Here is an 18,896-nt window from a genome sequence, read left to right on the forward strand (position 1 = left end):
CATGTCCGACTGTGACCCGGTCGCCGAGATCGGCCCCTTCAGCGACTCCGGCGCCGACGTGATCCCCTGGCCGATCGCACTGCGTGAGCTGGAGCAGGCGCGACTGTTCTGGCTGTCCACCGTCCGCCCCGACGGCCGACCCCACGTGACACCGTTGCTGGCCATCTGGACCGGCGGCGCCCTGTACTTCGCTACCGGCGACCAAGAGCGCAAGACGCGTAACCTCCACTCCAACGACCACTGCGTCATGACGACCGGCACGAACGTCCTCGACGGTATCGACATCACCATCGAGGGACGTGCCGAGTTGGTGTGCGACCCGGCTGAACGCAGCACCACCGCCGACGCCTACGAGAGCAAGTACGGCGACCTCCTGACCAGCTCGGACGGCACCTGGCATGGCCTCGGTGACACCATCCGCTCCGGCAAGGTTCTGCTGTACCGCATCGATCCGGAGGTCGGATTCGCTTTCGGCAAGGGCGAGACGTACAGCCAGATCCGCTACCGCTTCCAGCGCTGACCGTTGATTCCGCGGCCGCGTGTCAGGCGGCCGAGCACCGGCCACCGTCGCAGAATGAGGATGTCGGGCTCGCTCTCGCGCATCCAGCACGACGTGCACAGACCGCTCTGAGTTCCCAGCGGATCGGACGGGTCAGCGCCGGGGTCAGCTGCGGGTAGGCGTCCCGGGCAGCGGAGCGAACGGCACCCGCGGCTCCAGATCGAGGCGGGTGGAGGGCTGGTCGGGGCGGGGTGAGCGCAGAGCGCGGGGGATAGGTCCGAGAAGGATCGTCTGCAACAAAACCATCTGCTAAGGTCGCTCCTGTTCCTCTTGGACAGGAGATGGTCATGTCGCATATCGCACCTTCCCTCGCCGGCACACCCCGATCGCGCTGGCTGGCACTCACCGTGCTGTCGGCCGCGATGCTGATGACGATCCTGGACGGCAGCATCGTGACCGTGGCGATGCCCGCCATCCAGCGGGATCTGGGTTTCTCGCCCGCTGAGCTCAGCTGGACCGTCAACGCCTACCTGATCGCCTTCGGCGGACTGCTCCTGCTGGCCGGCCGACTGGGCGACCTCATCGGCAGGAAGACCATGTTCCTGGCAGGGAACACGGTCTTCACCGCGGCGTCGTTGCTGGCCGGCATGGCGACCCAGCCCGGCCTGCTGATCGCCGCCCGGTTCCTGCAGGGCGTCGGCAGCGCCATGGCCGCCGCGGTCGTGCTGGGCATCCTGGTGACGTTGTTCCCCGGGGCCAAGGAGCGGGCGAAGGCGATCGGCATCTTCAGCTTCACCGGTGCCGCCGGAGCCTCGATCGGTCAGGTCCTGGGCGGGGTGCTCACCGACGCGCTCAGCTGGCACTGGATCTTCTTCATCAACCTGCCGATCGGGCTGGCCACGATCGCGCTGGCGATCTGGACACTGCCGGGCGAGCGCGGAGCCGGGCTCGCCGCCGGGGCCGACGCCATCGGCGCCGTGCTGGTCACCAGCGGCCTGATGCTGGCCATCTACACGGTCGTCAAGATCGAGCAGTACGGCTGGGTCGCCGCGCACACCCTCGGCCTCGGCGCGCTGTCGCTGGCTCTGCTGGCCGGGTTCGTCGTCCGGCAGGCGACAGCCAGGACCCCGCTGATGCCGCTGCGGATCTTTCGCTCGCGCAACGTCTCGGGCGCCAACCTGGTCCAGATCCTGACGCTGTCGGCCATGTTCGCCTTCCAGATCCTTGTCGCGCTCTACATGCAGAAGGTCCTCGGCTATGGCGCGCTCGACACCGGCCTGGCGATGCTTCCCGCTGCGGTGGCCATCGGAGCGGTGTCCCTGTTCGTCTCCGCTCGGCTCAACACCCGCTTCGGCGAGCGTCCCGTCCTGCTCGCGGGCCTGGTACTCCTGCTGGGCGCGATGGGCTGGCTCACCCGCGTTCCGGTGAACGCGGACTACGTCACCGACCTGCTCCCGGTCATGCTGCTCATCGCGGGTGGCGGCTTGGTGCTCCCCGCACTGACCACGCTCGGCATGTCCGGCGCCAAGGCCGACGACGCGGGCCTGGCTTCCGGGCTGTTCAACACCACCCAGCAGGTCGGCATGGCCGTCGGTGTGGCAGTGCTGTCCACGCTGGCCGCCTCGCACACCGAGCAGCTGCTGTCCGCCGGCCAGAGCCAGGCGGCCGCGCTGACCGGCGGCTACCACGTGGCCTTCGCCATCGCCGCCGCGCTGCTGGTGGCCGCCTTCATCGTCGCGCTCCTCGTGCTGCGGCAGCCCCGTCCAGACACCGCCGCCCGGGACACGGCCGTGCTCGGCACGGCTGCCTGAGCCCGCCCCAACCGTCCGACCACACACAGTGCAGACAGGGTGTATTCAGATGACCGAGATCACCACCGTGAACGACAACGAGCCGGTCTCCGGCCCTGCTCCGCGGACCCTCACCGACGAAGAGCTGACCAGCCTGCTCAGCGAACAGCAGTTCGGCGTACTGGCGACCGTCAAGCGCAGCGGCCACCCTCACCTGTCGACCGTCCTCTACCACTGGGATCCTGACGAGCGGGTCGTACGGATCTCCACGACGGTCGACCGTCTCAAGACACGTCAGGTACGCAACGACCCCCGCCTCGCCCTGCACGTGAGCGGGCCGGACGTCTGGTCGTTCGCCGTCGCCGAGGGCGATGCGGAGGTGTCGCAGGTGACGACCACGCCTGGAGACGCGACCGGCCGGGAACTCCTGGCCCTCACCCCGGGCTTTGAGGACCCGGCGCAGGAAACCGCGTTCCTCATCCAGGCGGTCCGGGAACGCCGCGTGGTGATCAGACTGCGAGTATCCCGTCTGTACGGCACAGCCCTGGACTTCCCCGCCGAAGACTGACCAAGAAGCTCCCCGTTTGAGGCGATGGCCAGATTGGCCCGTACTCGGTATTTCAGGTTGATCAGGCGTTTCACAGGCCTGTCCGCTTCAGGAGACGCCCCGTGGACAGGCGCCTGACCATGCGGGCCCTTCGACAGCGCCACCTGATCCCGTGCTCAGCAGGGGGAAGCGGCTCACGGGTGTTGCAGCTCAGAGGGGAGACGCGGCGATCTCTATGCCGTGGCTGTCGTCGTCGGAGAGGAACGATGCCAGCGCCCGCCCCTGCTCGGCTACGGTGGTGCGGTCTGCCCGGGAGAAGCTGCGCAACGGGGTGACGATCACGGTGCCGGCCTTGACGTTCCAGGTCGCGGATACCCGGCCGTCGACCAGGACAACGCGCGCGCCCTCGACCGACAGGCCGCGGTGGGCGTCGTCGATGATCCGGCTGCGGTCGTGGTATCCGAGGATCGCGTTGTCGAACGCCGGCAGGAACCGCACCGGGGCGGGTGTGTCGGGGTCGGGGCGCGGCGCGTCGGGGAGGTCCAGCAGTTCCCGGCCTCGCTCGTCGCGGAAGGTGACCAGCTCCTCGCGTATCGCGGCCACCGCGGCCGGCAGCCCGGCGAGGCCGCACCAGGCGCGCAGGTCGGCCGTGGCGGCAGGGCCGAACGCGGCCAGATAGCGCCGTACCAGCGCTTCGCCGACCGGATCGGAGCCCGTCGGGGCGGGCGGGTCGATCTCGCGCCCCAGCCAGGAGGAGAGCAGGACGTTGCGTACTCCCGCCTTCTTGCGCCACAGCCCGCGCGGCGGTAGCTGCACCACCGGGAGGAGGGCGGCGATCAGCATTTCGCCGAGCGCCCGTGGTCCCGCCGCCGGCCAGCGCTCAGCCAGCGCCCGCGCGAGCTCGGCCATCGAGCGGGGCTCGTCGTCGGCCATCACCGCCCGGCCTGCCGTCGTGAGTTCATCGAGGTCCACCCCGGCGAGCTCGCGGCGGTAGGTCCCGAGCACCCGTTGGCGCAGCATGGTGTCGTGGCGGGCCCGCCAGGCCAGGGCGTCGTCGGCGGTGATGAGGTGGACGGTGCGGCGCATGAGGTGGGTCCGCACCACGTTCCGCCGGATCAGCAGGTCCGAGAGCGCCGCCGGGTCGAACGCGCGCAGCCGCGACCAGAGCCCGACGAACGGTTCCTGCGGTTCCTGCGCTTGCAGGCCGCACAGGTGCGCGACCGCGTCGAGGGCCGGCACGTCGGCGTGATCGAGTAGCAACTGCCGGGCGAGCATCGCGCGGTTGAGCGCCCGGGTGTCGAGAACGGTCATCGACTCATCCGCTCCTCGGGCCGGCCCTTGCGGTAACGGCCGGTGGGCAGGCCCGTCGCCGGCGGACTCCACACCAGCCTGCCCACGCCGTAGCGCTCACAGGTGGGCAGGACCTCGCGCTCGATGCCGCGGTTGACGATCGAGTGCGGGGGCTGCTCGGTGCGGAACCGCTGCGGACCGCGCCGGTCGGCGGCCCACCGCGCCTCGACGATCTCCGGGGCCGGGGCGTTGGCCACCCGGCCGACCATCATGGTGCCCCGGCGGTTGGGGCTGACCTGACTACCGGTCCGCCCCAATTCGCGCATCTTCACGGTGACGCCGTTCCTTTCGATTTCATGCGGGACCACTCTCGGCCCGGGATCCACTGGGTCCGGTGAGTGACACCGGCAGGGCCGTCACCGTTCAGGTCGCCTTCTGCCCGTCGAGTGTCTCGCGCAGGATGTCGGCGTGCCCGGCGTGCTGGGCGGTCTCGGCGATGACGTGCATCAGCACCCGGCGCACGCTGCGCACCGCTCCCGGCTCGTGCCAGGGCGCCTCCGGCAACGGGTACGTCACCGACAGGTCGGGGACGGCGGCGACGATCTCCGCGCTGCGGGCGGCGACCCGCTCATAACGCGCGAGGATCCCGGCCGACGTCTCGCCGGGCAGCATCTGGAAGTCGTTCTGGTGGTCGATCGCCCACTGCGGGAACTCGCGTGCGGTGCCGGCCGCGAGGTCGGCCCAGGTGACACCGTCGGGCAGGTCGTAGCGCATCGCCGACGGGCCCTCGACCGCGAAGCGCATCCATCCTTGCTCCATGGACGCGACGTGCTTGATCAGCCCGCCCAGGCACAGCGCGCTGACCGTCGGGCGCTCGCCGAGTTGCTCGTCGCTGAGCCCGCGGATGGCGTTGGTCAGGGCGGATCGCGCGGTCGCGAGAGCACCGAGCAGGTCGGCCCGCTCGGCGTCGAGGGTCGAGGGCGGCGGGGTGGTGGTGGTGGTCACGGCGTTCGGGCCCTTCAGGTGGTCGTCGTTGACTGGCACGGACAACAGTCGCAGGAGAAGCGGCCAGGGAGTGACCGCTTCTCAGGGCAATATGGGATCATGCCGAAGACTTCCGCGCGACTGCTGTCGTTGCTCTCGCTGCTCCAGGCGCGCCGGGACTGGCCGGGGGCGCTGCTGGCCGAGCGGCTGGACATCAGCCCGCGCACCGTGCGCCGTGACGTCGACCGCCTGCGCGAACTCGGCTATCCCATAGTGGCCTTCAAGGGGCCCGACGGTGGGTACCGGCTCGACGCCGGTACGGAGTTGCCCCCGTTGCTGTTCGACGACGAGCAGGCCGTCGCGCTGGCCATCGCTCTCCAGATCGCCACCACCACAGGTGCCGGCATCGAGGAAGCCGCGGCGCGCGCGCTGAACACCGTCCGGCAGGTCATGCCCGCACGGCTGCGCCGCCGGATCGACACCCTCCAGGTCACCGCCGTCGAGCGGTCCGCGAACCTACCGGACCCACAGGTCGACAGCAGCGTGCTCATGGCGCTCAGCGCCGCCGTCCACGCCCGCGAGGTGTTGCGCTTCGACTACACCCCCGCGTCCCCACCAGCGGAAGACGACAACGGCGTGCAGACCCCGCCGCGCCGGGTGCAGCCCCATCACCTCGTCACCTGGGGCGGGCGCTGGTACCTCGTCGCCTGGGACCTCGACCGCGAGGACTGGCGCACCTTCCGTGCCGATCGGATCATCCCGCGCACCCCTACAGGGCCCCGCTTCACCCCGCGTGAGCTGCCCGGAGGTGAGGTGGCCGCCTTCGTGGCCAGCAGGTTCCGGGGCTCCGACGGCTCTGGCGACTGGCCCTGCCGCGGCGAGGTGATCCTCGACCTGCCCGCCGCCGCCGTGTCCCGCTACACCCGCTACGGAGTCGTCGAGGAACTCGGCCCGGACCGCTGCCGGCTCGTCCTGGGCTCGTGGTCGTGGCCTGGACTGGCCGCCACCATCGGCAGGTTCGACGCCGACTTCGAGGTCGTCGGCCCGGCCGAGCTCAAGGACGCCTTCGCGCACCTGGCCCGCCGCTACGCCAACGCCGCAACCGACAGACCCGCCACACCGCCCTCGATCCCATGAGCTGAGCCATCCCCCTTCGAAGTGACCTGTCCATGTGACGGGCCGAGTGCAGCGCTGATCATTACGCTCCCACGTGGAAGGGCGAATTAAATCAAGCACTTGACTTAAAATGGCCACCCGGGTTAACTGGCCGCTGCGGCAGTTCAGACCGGAGGAGGTCGTGGTGAACCGAAGGGCTGACCGGCAGGTGCTGAGCTGCCGGATTCCGATTGAGCCGGCTGCGGAGTGGGCGTGGGTCCGGCGGTGCCCCGTGGCCCGGGTGAAGCCGGCCGGCGGAGATGCGGAGGAGCTGCGTCCCCTTGACGGGCCGGCCGCCGGCGGGCTCCGCGACGTCCCGGTGCGGTGGTGAGCATGGCCGTCCGGGCTGAGCGGGTCAACGCGACGCGAGAGCAGATCTTGGCGGCGGCGGAGCGGTTGTTCGCCGAGCACGGGGTGTTCGCGGTGTCCAACCGGCAGGTCAGCGAAGCCGCCGGGCAGGGCAACAACGCGGCTGTCGGCTACCACTTCGGCACGAAAGCGGACCTGGTGCGGGCGATCGCGCGCAAGAACGGCGAGCGGATCGAGGGGATACGCCGGCGGATGCTGGCCGAGGTCGGCGGCTCCACCGAGGTGCGGGACTGGGTGGCCTGCCTGGTGCGCCCGGTCACCGAGCATCTGGCGGCCATGGGGAACCCCACCTGGTTCGCCCGGTTCGGCGCCCAGGTGATGACCGATCCCGGACTGCGAGACATCATGATCGACGAGGCGCTCACCTCGCCCACGCTCGTGCAGATCCTGGATGGTCTGAACCGTTTCCTTCCCGCGCTGCCGGCCGAGGTACGGGCCGAGCGCAGTGCAATGGCCAGTCACCTGATGGTGCACATGTGCGCCGAATACGAACGCGCGCTGGCTGACGGCAGGCCGACCCCTCGTTCCAGCTGGCACTGCGTCGCGACCGGGCTGATCGACGCGATCGCCGGGCTGTGGGCGGCGCCCGTCACGCCGGATGATCACACCACCTGAGCAGGTTCGAAAGGAATCAAGCGATGACAGAAACGCTGAACCCGGCCGGGATTCCGGCGTTCCCGGGCACCAGGGCGGCGGGCTGCCCGTTCGATCCGCCGCCGGCGCTGCAGGGTCTGCAGGAACACGGCCCGCTGGTGAAGGTCAAGCTGTGGGACGACAGCACGCCATGGCTGGTGACCCGGTACGCCGAGCAGCGGACCCTGCTGGCCGACCCGAGGGTCAGCGCCGACATCACCCGCCCTGGTTACCCGAGCCAGGCCCCGTACAACGGCGGTTCCCTGAGCTTCATCCTGATGGACGATCCCGAACACGCCCGGCTGCGGCGGATGGTGACGGCGCCGTTCACCATCAAGCGGGTGGAGGCCATGCGCCCGGTCGTGCAGAAGATCGTGGACGACCTCATCGACGACCTGCTGGCCGGTCCCAAGCCCGTCGACCTGGTCGAGGCGTTCGCCCTGCCGGTGCCCTCGCTGGTGATCTGCGAGCTGCTCGGCGTGCCGTACACCGACCACGACTTCTTCCAGGACAACAGCAAGACCATCATCAAGCGCAGTGCGACGCCCGAGCAGCGGGCCGCCGCCGGTGGCCGGCTGGCGGCGTATCTGGACGAACTGGTGGGCCGCAAACTGGACGATCCCCAAGACGACCTGCTTTCCCAGCTGGCCGTACGGGTCAAGGCCGGCGAGATGTCCCGGCAGGAAGCCGCCCAGATGGGTGTGCTCCTGCTCATCGCCGGGCACGAGACCACCGCGAACATGATCGCCCTCGGCACGCTGGCTCTGCTGCGGCACCCCGGTCAGCTGGCCCTCCTGCGCGAGAGTGACGATCCGAAGCTGGTCGCCGGAGCGGTGGAGGAGCTGCTCCGCTACCTCAACATCACCCACAGCGGGCGCCGCCGGGTCGCACTGGCGGACATCGAGATCGCCGGCCAGGTCATCCGGGCGGGCGACGGGCTGATCATGCCCAACGACATCGCCAACCGTGATGCCACGGCCTTCGCCGACCCCGACGAACTGAACATCCGCCGCGACGCCCGCCGCCACGTGGCCTTCGGGTTCGGAGTGCACCAGTGCCTGGGCCAGCCGCTGGCCCGGATGGAGCTACAGGTCGTCTACAGCACCCTTTACCGGCGCATCCCCACATTGCGTCTGGCGACGGATCTGGACCAGATCTCGTTCAAACACGACGGGCAGGTCTACGGCGTCTACGAGCTCCCGCTGACCTGGTGACGTCGCCGCCAGTCGCCGCCATCCGTATCGACAGCGTTCAAGAGGGACTCATGAAGATAACCATCGACCAGGACAAGTGCGTCTCTTCCGGGCAGTGCGTGACGGCCGCCATGGACGTGTTCGACCAGCGCGATGAGGACGGCATCGTGCTGCTCCTCAACCCCGCCCCACCCGCCGAGCTCGCCGACGACGTCCGGCAGGCAGCGGCCGTATGCCCGGCGCTGGCCATCCACGTCACGGAATAACGAACCAGCACGATCCACCGCTTCGCACACCGCGCGTCACCCTCAGGCCCTTCATCGCTTCACCATTGGGAGCCCTCGACCCCGCGACGCGTCACGACGCCTCCTGAACCGCCGGCCGCGTCGCCGGCCGTCCGAACGACCGGCGGTGGTAGACCACCAGCGCGAGCGCCGCCGTCATGCACGCCAGCGCGACTGCGGCCATCACCCAGCCGTATCCCACGACCTGGGCCAGGGCGATCGCACCGAGAGGGGCCAGCGCCTTGTCGGCGACCGAGAACATCGCGATGCGGCCGGACAGGGTGGCGTAGGCGACGGTGCCGTACCGCTCCGCCAGCAGGTGCGGCAAGGTGATGGTGGCGACGCCGAAGCCGATCCCGAACAACAGCACACAACCGACCGCGCCCGCCGCCGTCTCACCGATCACCGGGAGCAGCAACGCGCCGGCGCTCTGCAGGGCGAAGATCGCCGCCGCGACGGGAGCGGCGGCCCACCGGCGGCGCAGCCCGGTGGTGACCAGGCGGCCGGTGACCGACAGCACGCCGAGCAGTCCGGCGACGGTGGCGGCGAAGATCGGCGGATGGCCGAGGTGCACCAGATACGTCACCAGCAGGACGGCGATCGTGGCCACCGCGCCGCTGTGCGCGGTGAAGGCGGCGGCCAGTATCCAGAACGGCCGCGCCCGCACGGCCGTCTTGACCAGGTCGGTGCGCCGGGCCGACCCGGCCGAGGCGGCGGCCGTCGTGATGGTGGGCCGGGGACGTCGCAGCGCCAGGGCGTGCAGCGGGATCGCCGCCGCGCCGTACCCCAGTCCCAGGATGATCAGGGCCTGGCGCCAGCCGTACTGCTGGAGGAGCAGGCCGCTCAGCGGCAGGAAGATCGAGGAGGCGAAGCCGGCGACGATGGTGACCGCCAGCAGCGCGTTCGCCCGCCCCCGATCGTGCCCGTCGAACCAGCCGACGATGACGGCGAAGGCGGGTTCGTACAGCACCATCGCCGAGGCGACGCCGATGGCCAGGAACACCGCGTACAGCTGGGGCAGGCTGGTGACCCGGGACCAGCCGAGTACGGCCAGCGTGCCCAGGACCGACCCGGCGGTCATCAGCCCGCGGCCACCGTGGGCGTCCAGCAGGCGGCCGACCAGCGGTGCGCACAGCGCGGTGGTCAGCACCGCCAGTGTGAGCGCGGCGGCCACCTGCGGTCCGCTCGCGTCCAGGTTGTGTCGCATGGGGGAGAGGAAGACGGAGAAGGCGTAGTAGAGCACGCCGTAGCCGATGGTCTGGGTGAGACCGAGGGCGGCGACGACCCGCCGTCCGTGACCGCGGCCCTCGGCACCGACGGCGGAGCTCACGAGGCGGCCCCCGTCACTCATGGCTCACTTCTCCTCACAGGCCTGGCAGTCGGCGATCATCAATTGGTTAGGTACCCATTTGATGAGGCCCTTGCGGCAATGCGGATATTTCCCGTATTTGCGCCTGTTTGGCCTGCGAAGACGCACCGGGGGGTCTGTGCCTTGGGATCCCGCGTTCCGTCCCAGCCACGAGCGGGTCCGCGACGATCGGCCGAGAGCGGTGCGTCAGGCGAGGCCCGCGTCGTGTGCGAGCAGGGCGATCTGGGTCCGGTTGTCGAGGCCGAGTTTGCCGAGGATATGGGAGACGTGGGCCTTCACCGTGGCCACGGTCATGAAGAGCTCCGCGGCGATCTCGGCATTGGTCCGGCCCTGGGCCACGGCGACGACCACCTCGTTCTCCCGCGGGCTGAGGATGGCCAGCGCGGCGCGGGACTGCTGGTACGCGCCGGCCTGGACGGCCGCGCGGTCCATCAGCCGCCGGGTGATGCGGGGGGACAGAATCGGGTCGCCGGCGGCGACCTGGCGGACCGCGTCGACGATCCGCGCCGGCGGGGTGTCCTTGAGCAGGAAGCCGCTGGCGCCGGCACGCAGGGCATGCAGAATGTTCTCGTCGGTGTCGAAGGTGGTCAGCACGATGACCTCCGGCGGATTTCGCCGGTCCCGCAGCCTGCGGGTGGCGGTGATGCCGTCCACCCGTGGCATCCGAAGATCCATGAGCACGACGTCGGGGGCGTGCGCGTCGGCGGCCGCGGGCACCTCGTCGCCGTCGGCGGCCTCGCCCACCACGGCGATGCCGTGGATCCCGTCGAGCATCATGGACAGTCCGGCGCGAACCAGGGCGTCGTCGTCGACCAGGAGCACGCGCAGCGGACGGTTCACGCCGGCCATGGTATCCAGGCGTGCAGACGGAACCCGGCGGCGGTCACCTCATGGTCGAGCCGTCCGCCGGCGAGTTGCACCCGTTCGGTCAGCCCGGCCAGGCCGGTACCGGAGCCGGGCGTGATCGGCGAGGAGGCCCGATCCGTGGGCAGCGGATTGCGGATGTCGATCACGAGCCGGGCACCGGGACGGCCCTCCAGCACCACCTGGACCGGCTGGCCCGCGGCGTGCTTCCGGGCGTTGGTCAGTCCCTCCTGTACGACGCGGTAGACGGTACGACCGGCGGCGGCGGGCAGGGCGGCCGGATCGATCACCTCGTCCCGCAACCGCACCTGCCCTCCCGCGTCGCGTGACTCGTCGACCAGCCGGGAGAGGTCGGCCAGTACGGGCTGCGGCCATCCGTCGGAATCGGCGTCGTCCTCGTCGCGCAACAGGGTGATCACTTCGCGGAGTTCGTCGAGCGCCTGGTGCACGCCGGCGCGGATCACACCGGCGGCGCGGGAGAGCTGCTCGGGCGGGGAGTCGGGGCGATACTCCAGCGCACCCGCGTACGTCGCCAGCAGGGACAGCCGATGGGCCAGCACGTCGTGCATCTCCCGGGCTATCCGCGTGCGTTCCAGGATCCGCGCTTCGGCCACCCGCCGCCCCTGTTCGGCCTCGGCACGCCGGGCGCGTTCGCGCAGCGAGGTGACGAGCGCGCGGCGTGCCTGGGACAGCGCCCCCCAGCCGACCAGCGCGCCGTACCCGGCGGTGATCAGGGCCAGCCACCAGCCGAAGGCGATCCCTCCGTTGGGCCGCCATCCGGCCTGCACCGCGTGCGCCGCGATCCCCGCCACGGCCACCGCGACCGCGACCGGAAACCCCCGCACCTGAGCGACCCGCAGGGCGCCCAGGGTCGCCGGCGGGGTGGCCGCCGGGGACACCACCGCCAGTACGGCGAGCGCCAGCCCGCCGATGACCGGCCACCGCAGCAGAGCAGGCGCCACGGCGCATCCCAGCACCCCGACGGCGATGTCAAGGGCCAGCAGCCCGCCCGCCTGGCCCCCGTCGGACCAGCCCCAGATCGTCAACGTGACCAGGGCGCCCATCCCGAGGATCAGGCCGGCCACGCCGAGCGCCCGGTGGCCACTCCGGCGCCCGGGTGTCTCCTCCGCGTCGCAGTAGATCTCGCCGTTCACCGGCCAAGAGTAGCTCCGGGCTGAGCAGCGCGGACACCTACCAAAGTCGGTGCCCGGCCCCACCACGGTCGAACTCGCGGCGGCCACGCGCCCGATGCGGCGGCAGCGGTTCTGGGGCGAGGCTGCTGAGCGTGAACGAGACGGGGATTCGGCAGATCTGCCCCGTCCGCCGATGAGAGGGGAACACATGTCCAGCGGAACCACTCCCACCCGTGCGGTGTCGGGGCGCGTCCGCCCAGCCGTCACCCGGCGGGCGCTGGCGGTGGCCGGTGCGGCGGCTGCGGCTCTCGCCCTTTGGGCGCTGGCCGGTCCGGTGGCCGGAATCGACCTGACCGTACGAACCGGCGGAGCGGTTCAGGTGGTCGGTCCCGGTGCGGTCGCCGCGGCGAGCCTGGTCGCCGGGCTGGCGGGGTGGGCGCTGCTCGCCGTACTGGAACGGTTCCTCAAACGCCCGGGACGGACCTGGACGATCATCGCGGTCATCGTGGCGGCACTGTCCGTGCTCGGGCCGCTCGGCGGCGCCGTCGGCACTCCGGGCATGATGACACTGGCCGGTCTGCACCTGATCGTCGCGGTGGTGCTCATCCCCGGCCTGGGACGTTCGACGCGCATGCCTCCACCCGCGGCCGCGGTCTGATCACCGCCCCGACGCCCACCATGTCAGGACGCCGCTGCGCGCCTGCGGAAGCGCCGGCTCCGCGAGGTCGTACCCGCCGATTTGACAAAGCTGATTGCCGGAACGGCAAGATGGCGGATGGATGATGACGACGTCGCAAGCGTGCTGACCGGGGTGGGTGCGCGGCTACGGGCGCTGCGGCGGCAACAGGGCACCACGCTGTCCCAGCTGAGCGAGACGACCGGGATCTCGCTCAGCACCCTGTCACGCCTGGAGTCGGGACTGCGCAAACCGACCCTGGAGCTCCTGCTGCCGCTGTCCAGAGTCTTCAACGTGCCACTCGACGAGCTGGTCGGCGCACCGGTCACCGGCGACCCGCGCATCCATCCGCGTCCCTTCATCCGAGACGGGCGGACCTTCGTGCCGCTGACCCGCCACCTCGGTGGCCTGCGCGCCTACAAGCAGATCATTCCGCCCAGCAAGCCGACGGGTGCACGACTCGAGCAGCGAACGCACGAGGGGTACGAGTGGCTCTACATCCTGTCCGGCCGGCTGCTGCTCGCCCTGGGCGAGAACGACCTGATCCTCACCGCCGGCGAGGCCGCCGAATTCGACACCCACGTCCCGCACGGCATCGCCAACCCCGGCCCGCATCCCACCGAACTGCTCGTCCTGTACGGCCCGCAGGGCGAACGAATGCATGTGCGCGCCCGGCCCACCGGCAGGTGACCCCGCCCTGGCCCGGGTTTGCCGGACCACGTCCACAGCAGGAGGGCCGAAATCCAGTGGTAGGGCCGGCGGAGGCGATGGCACACTCCACGGATGACTGCAACCCGCGTTGATCTGTTGAACCGCCAGCTCGACATCGCCTGGGCGCTGTTCGAGTACCACCTGAAAGACCTCGACGATTCCGAGTGTCTGTGGGAACCGGCACCGAACTGCTGGACCGTACGGCAGGACGGCCTCGGCCGCTGGATCGCCGACTGGGAGGTGCCGGAGCCGGATCCGGTGCCGACTCTCTCGATCGGCTGGCTGACCTGGCACATCGGCTTCTGGTGGACGACCACGCTCGAACACTGCTTCGGGGAGGCCGGAGCACCTCCGCGCGAAGAGATCACTTGGCCGGGCACCGCCGCGGGCGCGGCGGAATGGCTGCGCGGGCTGAAGGACGACTGGCGGGCGAGGCTGCTGAACTTCAGCGATGCCGACCTCGACTCCGCCGACCGGACCGCCGGTTGTGGGGACAGGACGAAACACTGGTGAACGTGGCGGGCTGGGTCAACGTCGAGCTGACCAAGAACGTCGCCGAGATCGGCATCGTGCGCCACCTGTACGCGGCGCGGAGGAGTGAGCCCGGCGATACTTCGTCGTGAGCACGTGACACGCCCAGATGCTGAAGCAGGCCGCTTCAGGTACCGTTCGCGGTCGCCCGGCCGGACCCGCTCGCCGGTGTGGACGTACCCGGTTCTCGGGTGCGTCCACACCGGTGCAGTTCCGGCTGTGCATCCCAGGTGCGGAGAGCCGGTGCACGCCGTAGAAGGCCATCGGGCTCGCTCACTCCCGGCTGCCGGCTCACGCCGGGCAGGTCAGAGCTTGCTGAACCACTGCCGGGCGCCCTCGGCGTCGCCGGCGCCGAGGGCGACCATCAGGGCGATCCGGGCCTTGGCGGCCGCGAGGCCGCCCGCGCCGATGGCGCCGACGCCGGCGGCGAGGCCGTCGGTACCGGACCGCACTTCCTGCAGGGGCACGTCGCGGGTGCGGCATCGGGAGGCGATGACCACGGGAATGCCCCACTCGGTGAGGTCGCTGATCGCCGTGAAGAGGCTGACCGGCACATTGGCCATGCCGGTGCCCTCCAGCACGACACCGCGGGCGCCGGCGTCCACCACGGCCGTGAGCAGGGTGGCGTCGATGCCGGGATAGGTCTTGATCAACGCGACGTCGGACTCGGGTTCGCCGAGGGGCTCGGGCGGGCGGGGCGGTGCCGTACCCAGCGTCTCCACCCGCCCGGCCACGACCCTGCCGATGGCGGGAAACGGGGCCGAGGAGAACGCGGCGACGCCGGTGGCGTCGACCTTGGTGACCCAGCGGGAGGCGTGCAGCTCGTCGTTGACGCACACCACGGTCCCCATCTGGCGCAACCGCGGATCGGTCGCGGCGGCGATGGCGGAGGCCAGGTTGCGGGGGCCGTCGGGGGACAGCTCGTCCGGGCGTCGCATGGCGCCGGTGAACACGATCCCGCCCCGCGAAGCCGCCGGGCCGGCGAGCAGGTCCGTCAGGAAGGCGGTCTCCTCGATGGTGTCGGTTCCATGGGTGACCACGACCCCGTCGAATCCCTCGTCCAGGATCGCCGAGCGCACCCGCCGGGCCAGGGCCAGCATGGTCGCCGGGGACATGTCCCAGCTCGGCTCCGCGGTGACGTCCTCGACCGTCACGTCCGCGACGAGCTGCTCCTGGGGGAGCAGGGCCAGGAGATCGGCACCGGAGAGGACCACCGGCCGGCCGTCGCGGTGGGCGTAGGCGATGGTGTCCTTGGTCGCGAGCAGCAGCACGCGTGAGACCACGGTGTTTTCCTTCGGATCGGCAGGTGGGGGAGGATCAGCGCACGTCGAGAAGCAGCGGCAGCAGGAGCAGCCAGAAGAGCGCCACGGCAAGAAGACCGGCCGCTTCGCGACGAACACGTACGGCGGTGGCCGACATGCGCCGCCGCGCGAGCGTGCGGTTCGGCGGCACCGGCGCGCTTTCGGTGCCGCCGCGGGTGCTCGGCGGGCGCACGGTGGTGTTCATGGTGGTGTTCAACGGGCTTCGTCGATGGAGTCGGAGCGCTGCTCCAGCCGTTCGATCCGCGCGATGAGCGGCTGGAGTTGCTGATGCACCGCCGCCGCCAGCGCCTGCGCGGGATCCGCTGTCGCGCTGGTGGACATCTGGCCGCGCAGGTGGACGTAGCCCGCCAGGGCCGCCGTCACAGCCCGGCGCGTCAGCCGGGGTTCGGCGCCCAGCGCCCGCAGCACCTGCCCGGCGATACCGTCGGGCTCCGTGACCAGCCCGAGCAGCAGATGCTCGCAGCCCACGTAATTGTGCCCCAGCGATACCGCCTCGGTCGCGGTGAGTTCGAGCGCGCCGGTGGCGGGACCGCTGAAGTGCTGCGACGAGTTCCCACCGGCCCCGCCCGCCTCGGCGTCCGCCCGTCGCGCGAGGTCACGCTGGATCTGGGCGGGATCGATCTCGGCAGCCCGAAGCACGTGCAGCGCCAGGTTGTCGCCCTCGGCCACCATGCCCGCGAGCAGGTGACCGGTTCCGACGTTCGGTGCGGCGTCGGCACGCGCCCGGTCGATCGCCAGCTTGACGACGGCGCGGGCGCGGGGAGTGAACAACGGCAGCTGTTCGCTCAGATCCTCGGCTGTCAGCTCGTTCAGGGCGGTCTGGCGGATGGCGGTGACCCGGCGCACCGCCTGTTCCAAAGCTCGTTGGCAGATCGCGGACACGGGGACTCCGGTGTCCTTGACCGCCTCCGCCAGCTCGTCCGGCAGATAGACGTTGATCTTCGGCATGCCGTCGCGCCCTCTCTTGGGGTTATCAGGGGGTTACTAGATACTTATACCCCCAGAGGGGGTAGGTTCGCTAGGTCTGATAACCCCACCGGTGCCCGGAAGTGTCCGGCCCACCCCGCGCTGCGGGCGCGGGTTGCCGCGGCGACCAACAAGGTCGAGTGAGGACGGCGAGGGCGCGGCGGTTGTCGTCGTCATCGGTGATCCTTGATGAGGGTGAGGAAGAAGGTCCGGACGTCCTCGGCAAGCAGCTCCGGCACCTCCATCGCGGCGAAGTGGCCACCGCGCTCGAACTCCGACCAGTGCTTGATGTCGTACAGCCGCTCGGCCAGCGGTCGCACCGACTGCGTGATGTCGTGCGCGAACACCGCCACGCCAACCGGTACCGGGCACGGCTCGATCCGCCGCGGAGCATCGTGGTGCAGCCGCGCCGAGGAAGCCGCGGTGGCGGTCAGCCAGTACAGCGAGATGTCGGTGAGCATCCGCTCGTCACTGATCTGCGAGCGAGGGTCGGTCCACTGTGCGAAGCGCTCGGCGATCCAGACCAGCTGGCCGACCGGCGAGTCGGTCAGCGCGTAGCCGATGGTCTGCGGAGTGAGGGCCTGCAGGGCCTGGAACGGCGGACGATTCGCCATCAGCTGCCTGACCTTGTCCAGCCGAGCTTCATCCGTTGCGGACAGTTCAAGGCCGGCGTCCGGGACCGGCCGGGTCGGCAGGTAGTTGACGTGCACCCCGACGACCTGCTCGGGTGCCACCGCGCCGAGCGCCGTTGAGATACCCGAGCCGAAGTCGCCGCCCTGCGCGCCATAGCGCTCGTATCCGAGACGGCGCATCAGCTCAGCCCAGGCCCGCGCGATCCGGATGATGTCCCAGCCGCGCTCGTGGGTCGGCCCGGAGAAGCCGTAACCCGGGATGGACGGAATCACCAGGTGGAAGTCGCGCGACAGCGGCTCGATCACGTCGAGGAACTCCAGGAACGAGCCGGGCCAGCCGTGGGTGAGGATCAGCGCGAGCGCGTCCGGTTTCGAAGACCGGACGTGGACGAAGTGGATGTTCTGGCCGTCGATCTCGGTGGTGAAGTGCGGAAGCTCGTTGAGCTTGGCCTCGTGCTCGCGCCAGTTGTAGCCGGTGCGCCAGTATTCGGCCAGTTCCTTGAGTCGCGCCAGCGGGAAACCGTAGTCCCACCCGGCGTCGGCGACTTCGTTGGGCCAGCGGGTGCGGGAGAGCCGGTCGGCCAGGTCGTCGAGGTCGGCCTGGGGGATGTCGATGCGGAACGGCTTGATCATGGTCTTAACTCCAGGGGATTCATTCGGCGTCCGTTCGGACGACAAGCTGCGCGGTGAGCCTCGACGTGGATCTGCACGCGGCCCGGGTGATCTGCGCATGATCGTTACGTCCTTCGATGGGTTGTATGTCGGGATTCTAGATCTGCACGAGCACAACCGTCAACATTCCAACTAATTCTGAGGCAACCATCATCGGGGCAACTATCAGACTGCTAGCATCACGCCAGGAGGTGAGGCTCGTGCCCGAACAGGTAGGGAACGTCGTCGACGATGAGTCCGGCCCGTTGCATGCGACCACCGGCCACCTGCTGCGCCGCGTGTTCGCCGCTGTCACCGCCCATGCCGTGCAGGATGGGTCACAGTCGCGCGAGTTCGTGGTGCTCGACGTCCTCGCCGACGAGGACGCCCCCTCACAGCAGGATCTCGCCCACCGGCTCGGCATCAACCGTACGATCATGGTCAGGTTGCTGGATCGGCTCCAGGCGGCGGGCCATGTCATCCGCACCCGCAACCCGGCCAACCGCCGCACCTACGTGCTGTCGCTGACCGAGGCGGGCCGTACCGCACTGGACGGCATGCGCCACGCCGTCGCCGACCGCGACGCCCGGCTCACCAACGCCCTGACCACACCCGAACGGCGGCGCCTCACCGCGCTGCTGACCAAGCTCGTCGCCGACGACGGGCCATCCGCCATCCACAGCATCGAGCACCTGATCGCCCAAGCCCACTACCGGCTGCGCCGCCTCGGGGATCACCAGCTCGCACCATATGACCTGCGCACCCGCCACTTCGCCTTGCTGCCCGCCCTGGACAGGCTCGCCCCCTGCCCGCAAGAGCAACTGGCCCGATACCTGCACCTCACCGAACCGGCCACCGCGTCACTCATCGAAGAACTGGTGACGGCCGGCATCGTGTCCCGCGGCCAGGATCCGCACGACCGACGCCGCTACGCCCTACAGCTCACCGACCTCGGCCGCGCCCGCATCCCGGCGGTGCGTGAAGCCCTGGAGAGCATCGAGCGCGACGTCGACGACATCCTCGGCCGGGACGGCGCGCAAGAACTTCGCACCCTTCTCACCAAGCTCCTGCCGTAGGACGGATCGGCACGCCCGCCATATCTTCCACCGACAGGGCCGGCGCCTCTGCCGTCAGCACGAAGTCAATCGGCGGACCGCGGTAGCTCGTCGCCCGCTCCGCCGAGGCGGCGTCGGCCTTGGCGTGGGACTCACGCGCCGAAACCGCCTGGCTGGGAATCCCTGGAGGACTCGTAGGGGGCCCTTTCGCGCAGGTCAAGCGCCGGTGTCGTGACGGTGAC

21 protein-coding genes are annotated in these 18,896 nt (G+C 70.3%); 11 read left to right on the forward strand and 10 right to left on the reverse strand.

Annotated elements, in window-relative coordinates:
* The first annotated feature begins 1 nt into the window (after position 1).
* The 3 genes from MBA17_RS09060 to MBA17_RS09070 all read left to right on the forward strand — a co-directional run bounded on the left by MBA17_RS09060 (position 2) and on the right by MBA17_RS09070 (position 2,857).
* Complete coding sequence (locus tag MBA17_RS09060) at positions 2-520, forward strand: pyridoxamine 5'-phosphate oxidase family protein (RefSeq protein WP_238495849.1); 519 nt, start codon at positions 2-4, stop codon at positions 518-520.
* A 326-nt stretch (positions 521-846) separates the two neighbouring features.
* On the forward strand, positions 847-2,310 hold the full coding sequence (locus MBA17_RS09065; protein WP_238495850.1) for an MFS transporter: 1,464 nt from the start codon (positions 847-849) through the stop codon (positions 2,308-2,310).
* 49 nt (positions 2,311-2,359) lie between these two features.
* Positions 2,360-2,857 carry a TIGR03618 family F420-dependent PPOX class oxidoreductase gene (locus tag MBA17_RS09070; protein WP_238495851.1) on the forward strand — a complete coding sequence of 166 codons (498 nt, stop codon included), beginning with the start codon at positions 2,360-2,362 and terminating at the stop codon, positions 2,855-2,857.
* 189 nt (positions 2,858-3,046) lie between these two features.
* On the opposite strand, the gene MBA17_RS09075 is transcribed toward MBA17_RS09070, so the two are convergent.
* The 3 genes from MBA17_RS09075 to MBA17_RS09085 form a co-directional block, all read right to left on the reverse strand.
* Entirely contained in the window at positions 3,047-4,147 is a 1,101-nt protein-coding gene (locus MBA17_RS09075) for a winged helix DNA-binding domain-containing protein (protein ID WP_238495852.1), read from the reverse strand.
* Positions 4,144-4,458 (reverse strand): aldo/keto reductase, encoded by a 315-nt coding sequence (locus tag MBA17_RS09080; RefSeq protein WP_238495853.1) that lies wholly within the window; start codon positions 4,456-4,458, stop codon positions 4,144-4,146. Before MBA17_RS09080 ends, MBA17_RS09075 begins: the two co-directional genes overlap by 4 nt.
* 91 nt (positions 4,459-4,549) lie before the next feature.
* Positions 4,550-5,170 carry a DinB family protein gene (locus MBA17_RS09085; RefSeq protein WP_455432726.1) on the reverse strand — a complete coding sequence of 207 codons (621 nt, stop codon included), beginning with the start codon at positions 5,168-5,170 and terminating at the stop codon, positions 4,550-4,552.
* Positions 5,171-5,230: 60 nt separating this feature from the next.
* On the opposite strand from MBA17_RS09085, the gene MBA17_RS09090 reads away from it, so the two are divergent.
* From MBA17_RS09090 to MBA17_RS09105, 4 genes are all read left to right on the forward strand, one after another.
* Complete coding sequence (locus MBA17_RS09090; RefSeq protein ID WP_238495855.1) at positions 5,231-6,247, forward strand: helix-turn-helix transcriptional regulator; 1,017 nt, start codon at positions 5,231-5,233, stop codon at positions 6,245-6,247.
* A 351-nt stretch (positions 6,248-6,598) separates the two neighbouring features.
* Positions 6,599-7,249, forward strand: a complete 651-nt coding sequence (locus tag MBA17_RS09095) for a TetR/AcrR family transcriptional regulator (RefSeq protein WP_238495856.1) — start codon at positions 6,599-6,601, stop codon at positions 7,247-7,249.
* Between the two features lie 23 nt (positions 7,250-7,272).
* Positions 7,273-8,481 carry a cytochrome P450 gene (locus tag MBA17_RS09100; RefSeq protein WP_238495857.1) on the forward strand — a complete coding sequence of 403 codons (1,209 nt, stop codon included), beginning with the start codon at positions 7,273-7,275 and terminating at the stop codon, positions 8,479-8,481.
* Positions 8,482-8,531: 50 nt separating this feature from the next.
* Positions 8,532-8,726: a ferredoxin gene (locus MBA17_RS09105; RefSeq protein ID WP_238495858.1), complete on the forward strand. Its 195-nt coding sequence runs from the start codon at positions 8,532-8,534 to the stop codon at positions 8,724-8,726.
* A gap of 91 nt (positions 8,727-8,817) precedes the next feature.
* Here the strand turns inward: MBA17_RS09105 and MBA17_RS09110 are convergent, their stop codons facing one another.
* From MBA17_RS09110 to MBA17_RS09120, 3 genes are all read right to left on the reverse strand, one after another.
* Complete coding sequence (locus MBA17_RS09110; RefSeq protein ID WP_238495859.1) at positions 8,818-10,095, reverse strand: MFS transporter; 1,278 nt, start codon at positions 10,093-10,095, stop codon at positions 8,818-8,820.
* Between the two features lie 204 nt (positions 10,096-10,299).
* On the reverse strand, positions 10,300-10,962 hold the full coding sequence (locus MBA17_RS09115; RefSeq protein ID WP_238495860.1) for a response regulator: 663 nt from the start codon (positions 10,960-10,962) through the stop codon (positions 10,300-10,302).
* Positions 10,950-12,131: a sensor histidine kinase gene (locus MBA17_RS09120; protein WP_238495861.1), complete on the reverse strand. Its 1,182-nt coding sequence runs from the start codon at positions 12,129-12,131 to the stop codon at positions 10,950-10,952. Before MBA17_RS09120 ends, MBA17_RS09115 begins: the two co-directional genes overlap by 13 nt.
* Before the next feature lie 187 nt (positions 12,132-12,318).
* Here MBA17_RS09120 and MBA17_RS09125 point away from each other — a divergent pair, with 187 nt between their 5' ends.
* From MBA17_RS09125 to MBA17_RS09135, 3 genes are all read left to right on the forward strand, one after another.
* Positions 12,319-12,768: a DUF6069 family protein gene (locus MBA17_RS09125; RefSeq protein ID WP_238495862.1), complete on the forward strand. Its 450-nt coding sequence runs from the start codon at positions 12,319-12,321 to the stop codon at positions 12,766-12,768.
* A 117-nt stretch (positions 12,769-12,885) separates the two neighbouring features.
* Positions 12,886-13,476, forward strand: a complete 591-nt coding sequence (locus tag MBA17_RS09130; protein ID WP_238495863.1) for a helix-turn-helix domain-containing protein — start codon at positions 12,886-12,888, stop codon at positions 13,474-13,476.
* Between the two features lie 93 nt (positions 13,477-13,569).
* On the forward strand, positions 13,570-14,010 hold the full coding sequence (locus MBA17_RS09135; protein ID WP_238495864.1) for a DinB family protein: 441 nt from the start codon (positions 13,570-13,572) through the stop codon (positions 14,008-14,010).
* A 323-nt stretch (positions 14,011-14,333) separates the two neighbouring features.
* Here the strand turns inward: MBA17_RS09135 and MBA17_RS09140 are convergent, their stop codons facing one another.
* The 4 genes from MBA17_RS09140 to MBA17_RS09155 form a co-directional block, all read right to left on the reverse strand.
* Positions 14,334-15,311, reverse strand: coding sequence for an asparaginase (locus tag MBA17_RS09140; RefSeq protein ID WP_238495865.1), 978 nt, complete (start codon positions 15,309-15,311; stop codon positions 14,334-14,336).
* Positions 15,312-15,345: 34 nt separating this feature from the next.
* Complete coding sequence (locus MBA17_RS09145) at positions 15,346-15,546, reverse strand: hypothetical protein (RefSeq protein WP_238495866.1); 201 nt, start codon at positions 15,544-15,546, stop codon at positions 15,346-15,348.
* Entirely contained in the window at positions 15,543-16,298 is a 756-nt protein-coding gene (locus tag MBA17_RS09150; RefSeq protein ID WP_238495867.1) for a Clp protease N-terminal domain-containing protein, read from the reverse strand. The genes MBA17_RS09145 and MBA17_RS09150 overlap by 4 nt, the downstream gene beginning before the upstream one ends.
* Positions 16,299-16,489: 191 nt before the next feature.
* Positions 16,490-17,581, reverse strand: coding sequence for an epoxide hydrolase family protein (locus tag MBA17_RS09155; protein ID WP_238495868.1), 1,092 nt, complete (start codon positions 17,579-17,581; stop codon positions 16,490-16,492).
* Positions 17,582-17,820: 239 nt separating this feature from the next.
* Between MBA17_RS09155 and MBA17_RS09160 the strand changes: the two genes are divergently transcribed.
* The gene (locus MBA17_RS09160; protein WP_238495869.1) at positions 17,821-18,675 is read left to right on the forward strand and encodes a MarR family winged helix-turn-helix transcriptional regulator; all 855 of its coding nucleotides are present in this window, start codon (positions 17,821-17,823) and stop codon (positions 18,673-18,675) included.
* Positions 18,676-18,896: the final 221 nt, after the last annotated feature.

The sequence above is a fragment of the Dolomitihabitans soli genome (assembly GCF_022213955.1).
Lineage (GTDB): Bacteria > Actinomycetota > Actinomycetes > Streptosporangiales > Streptosporangiaceae > Streptosporangium_A > Streptosporangium_A soli.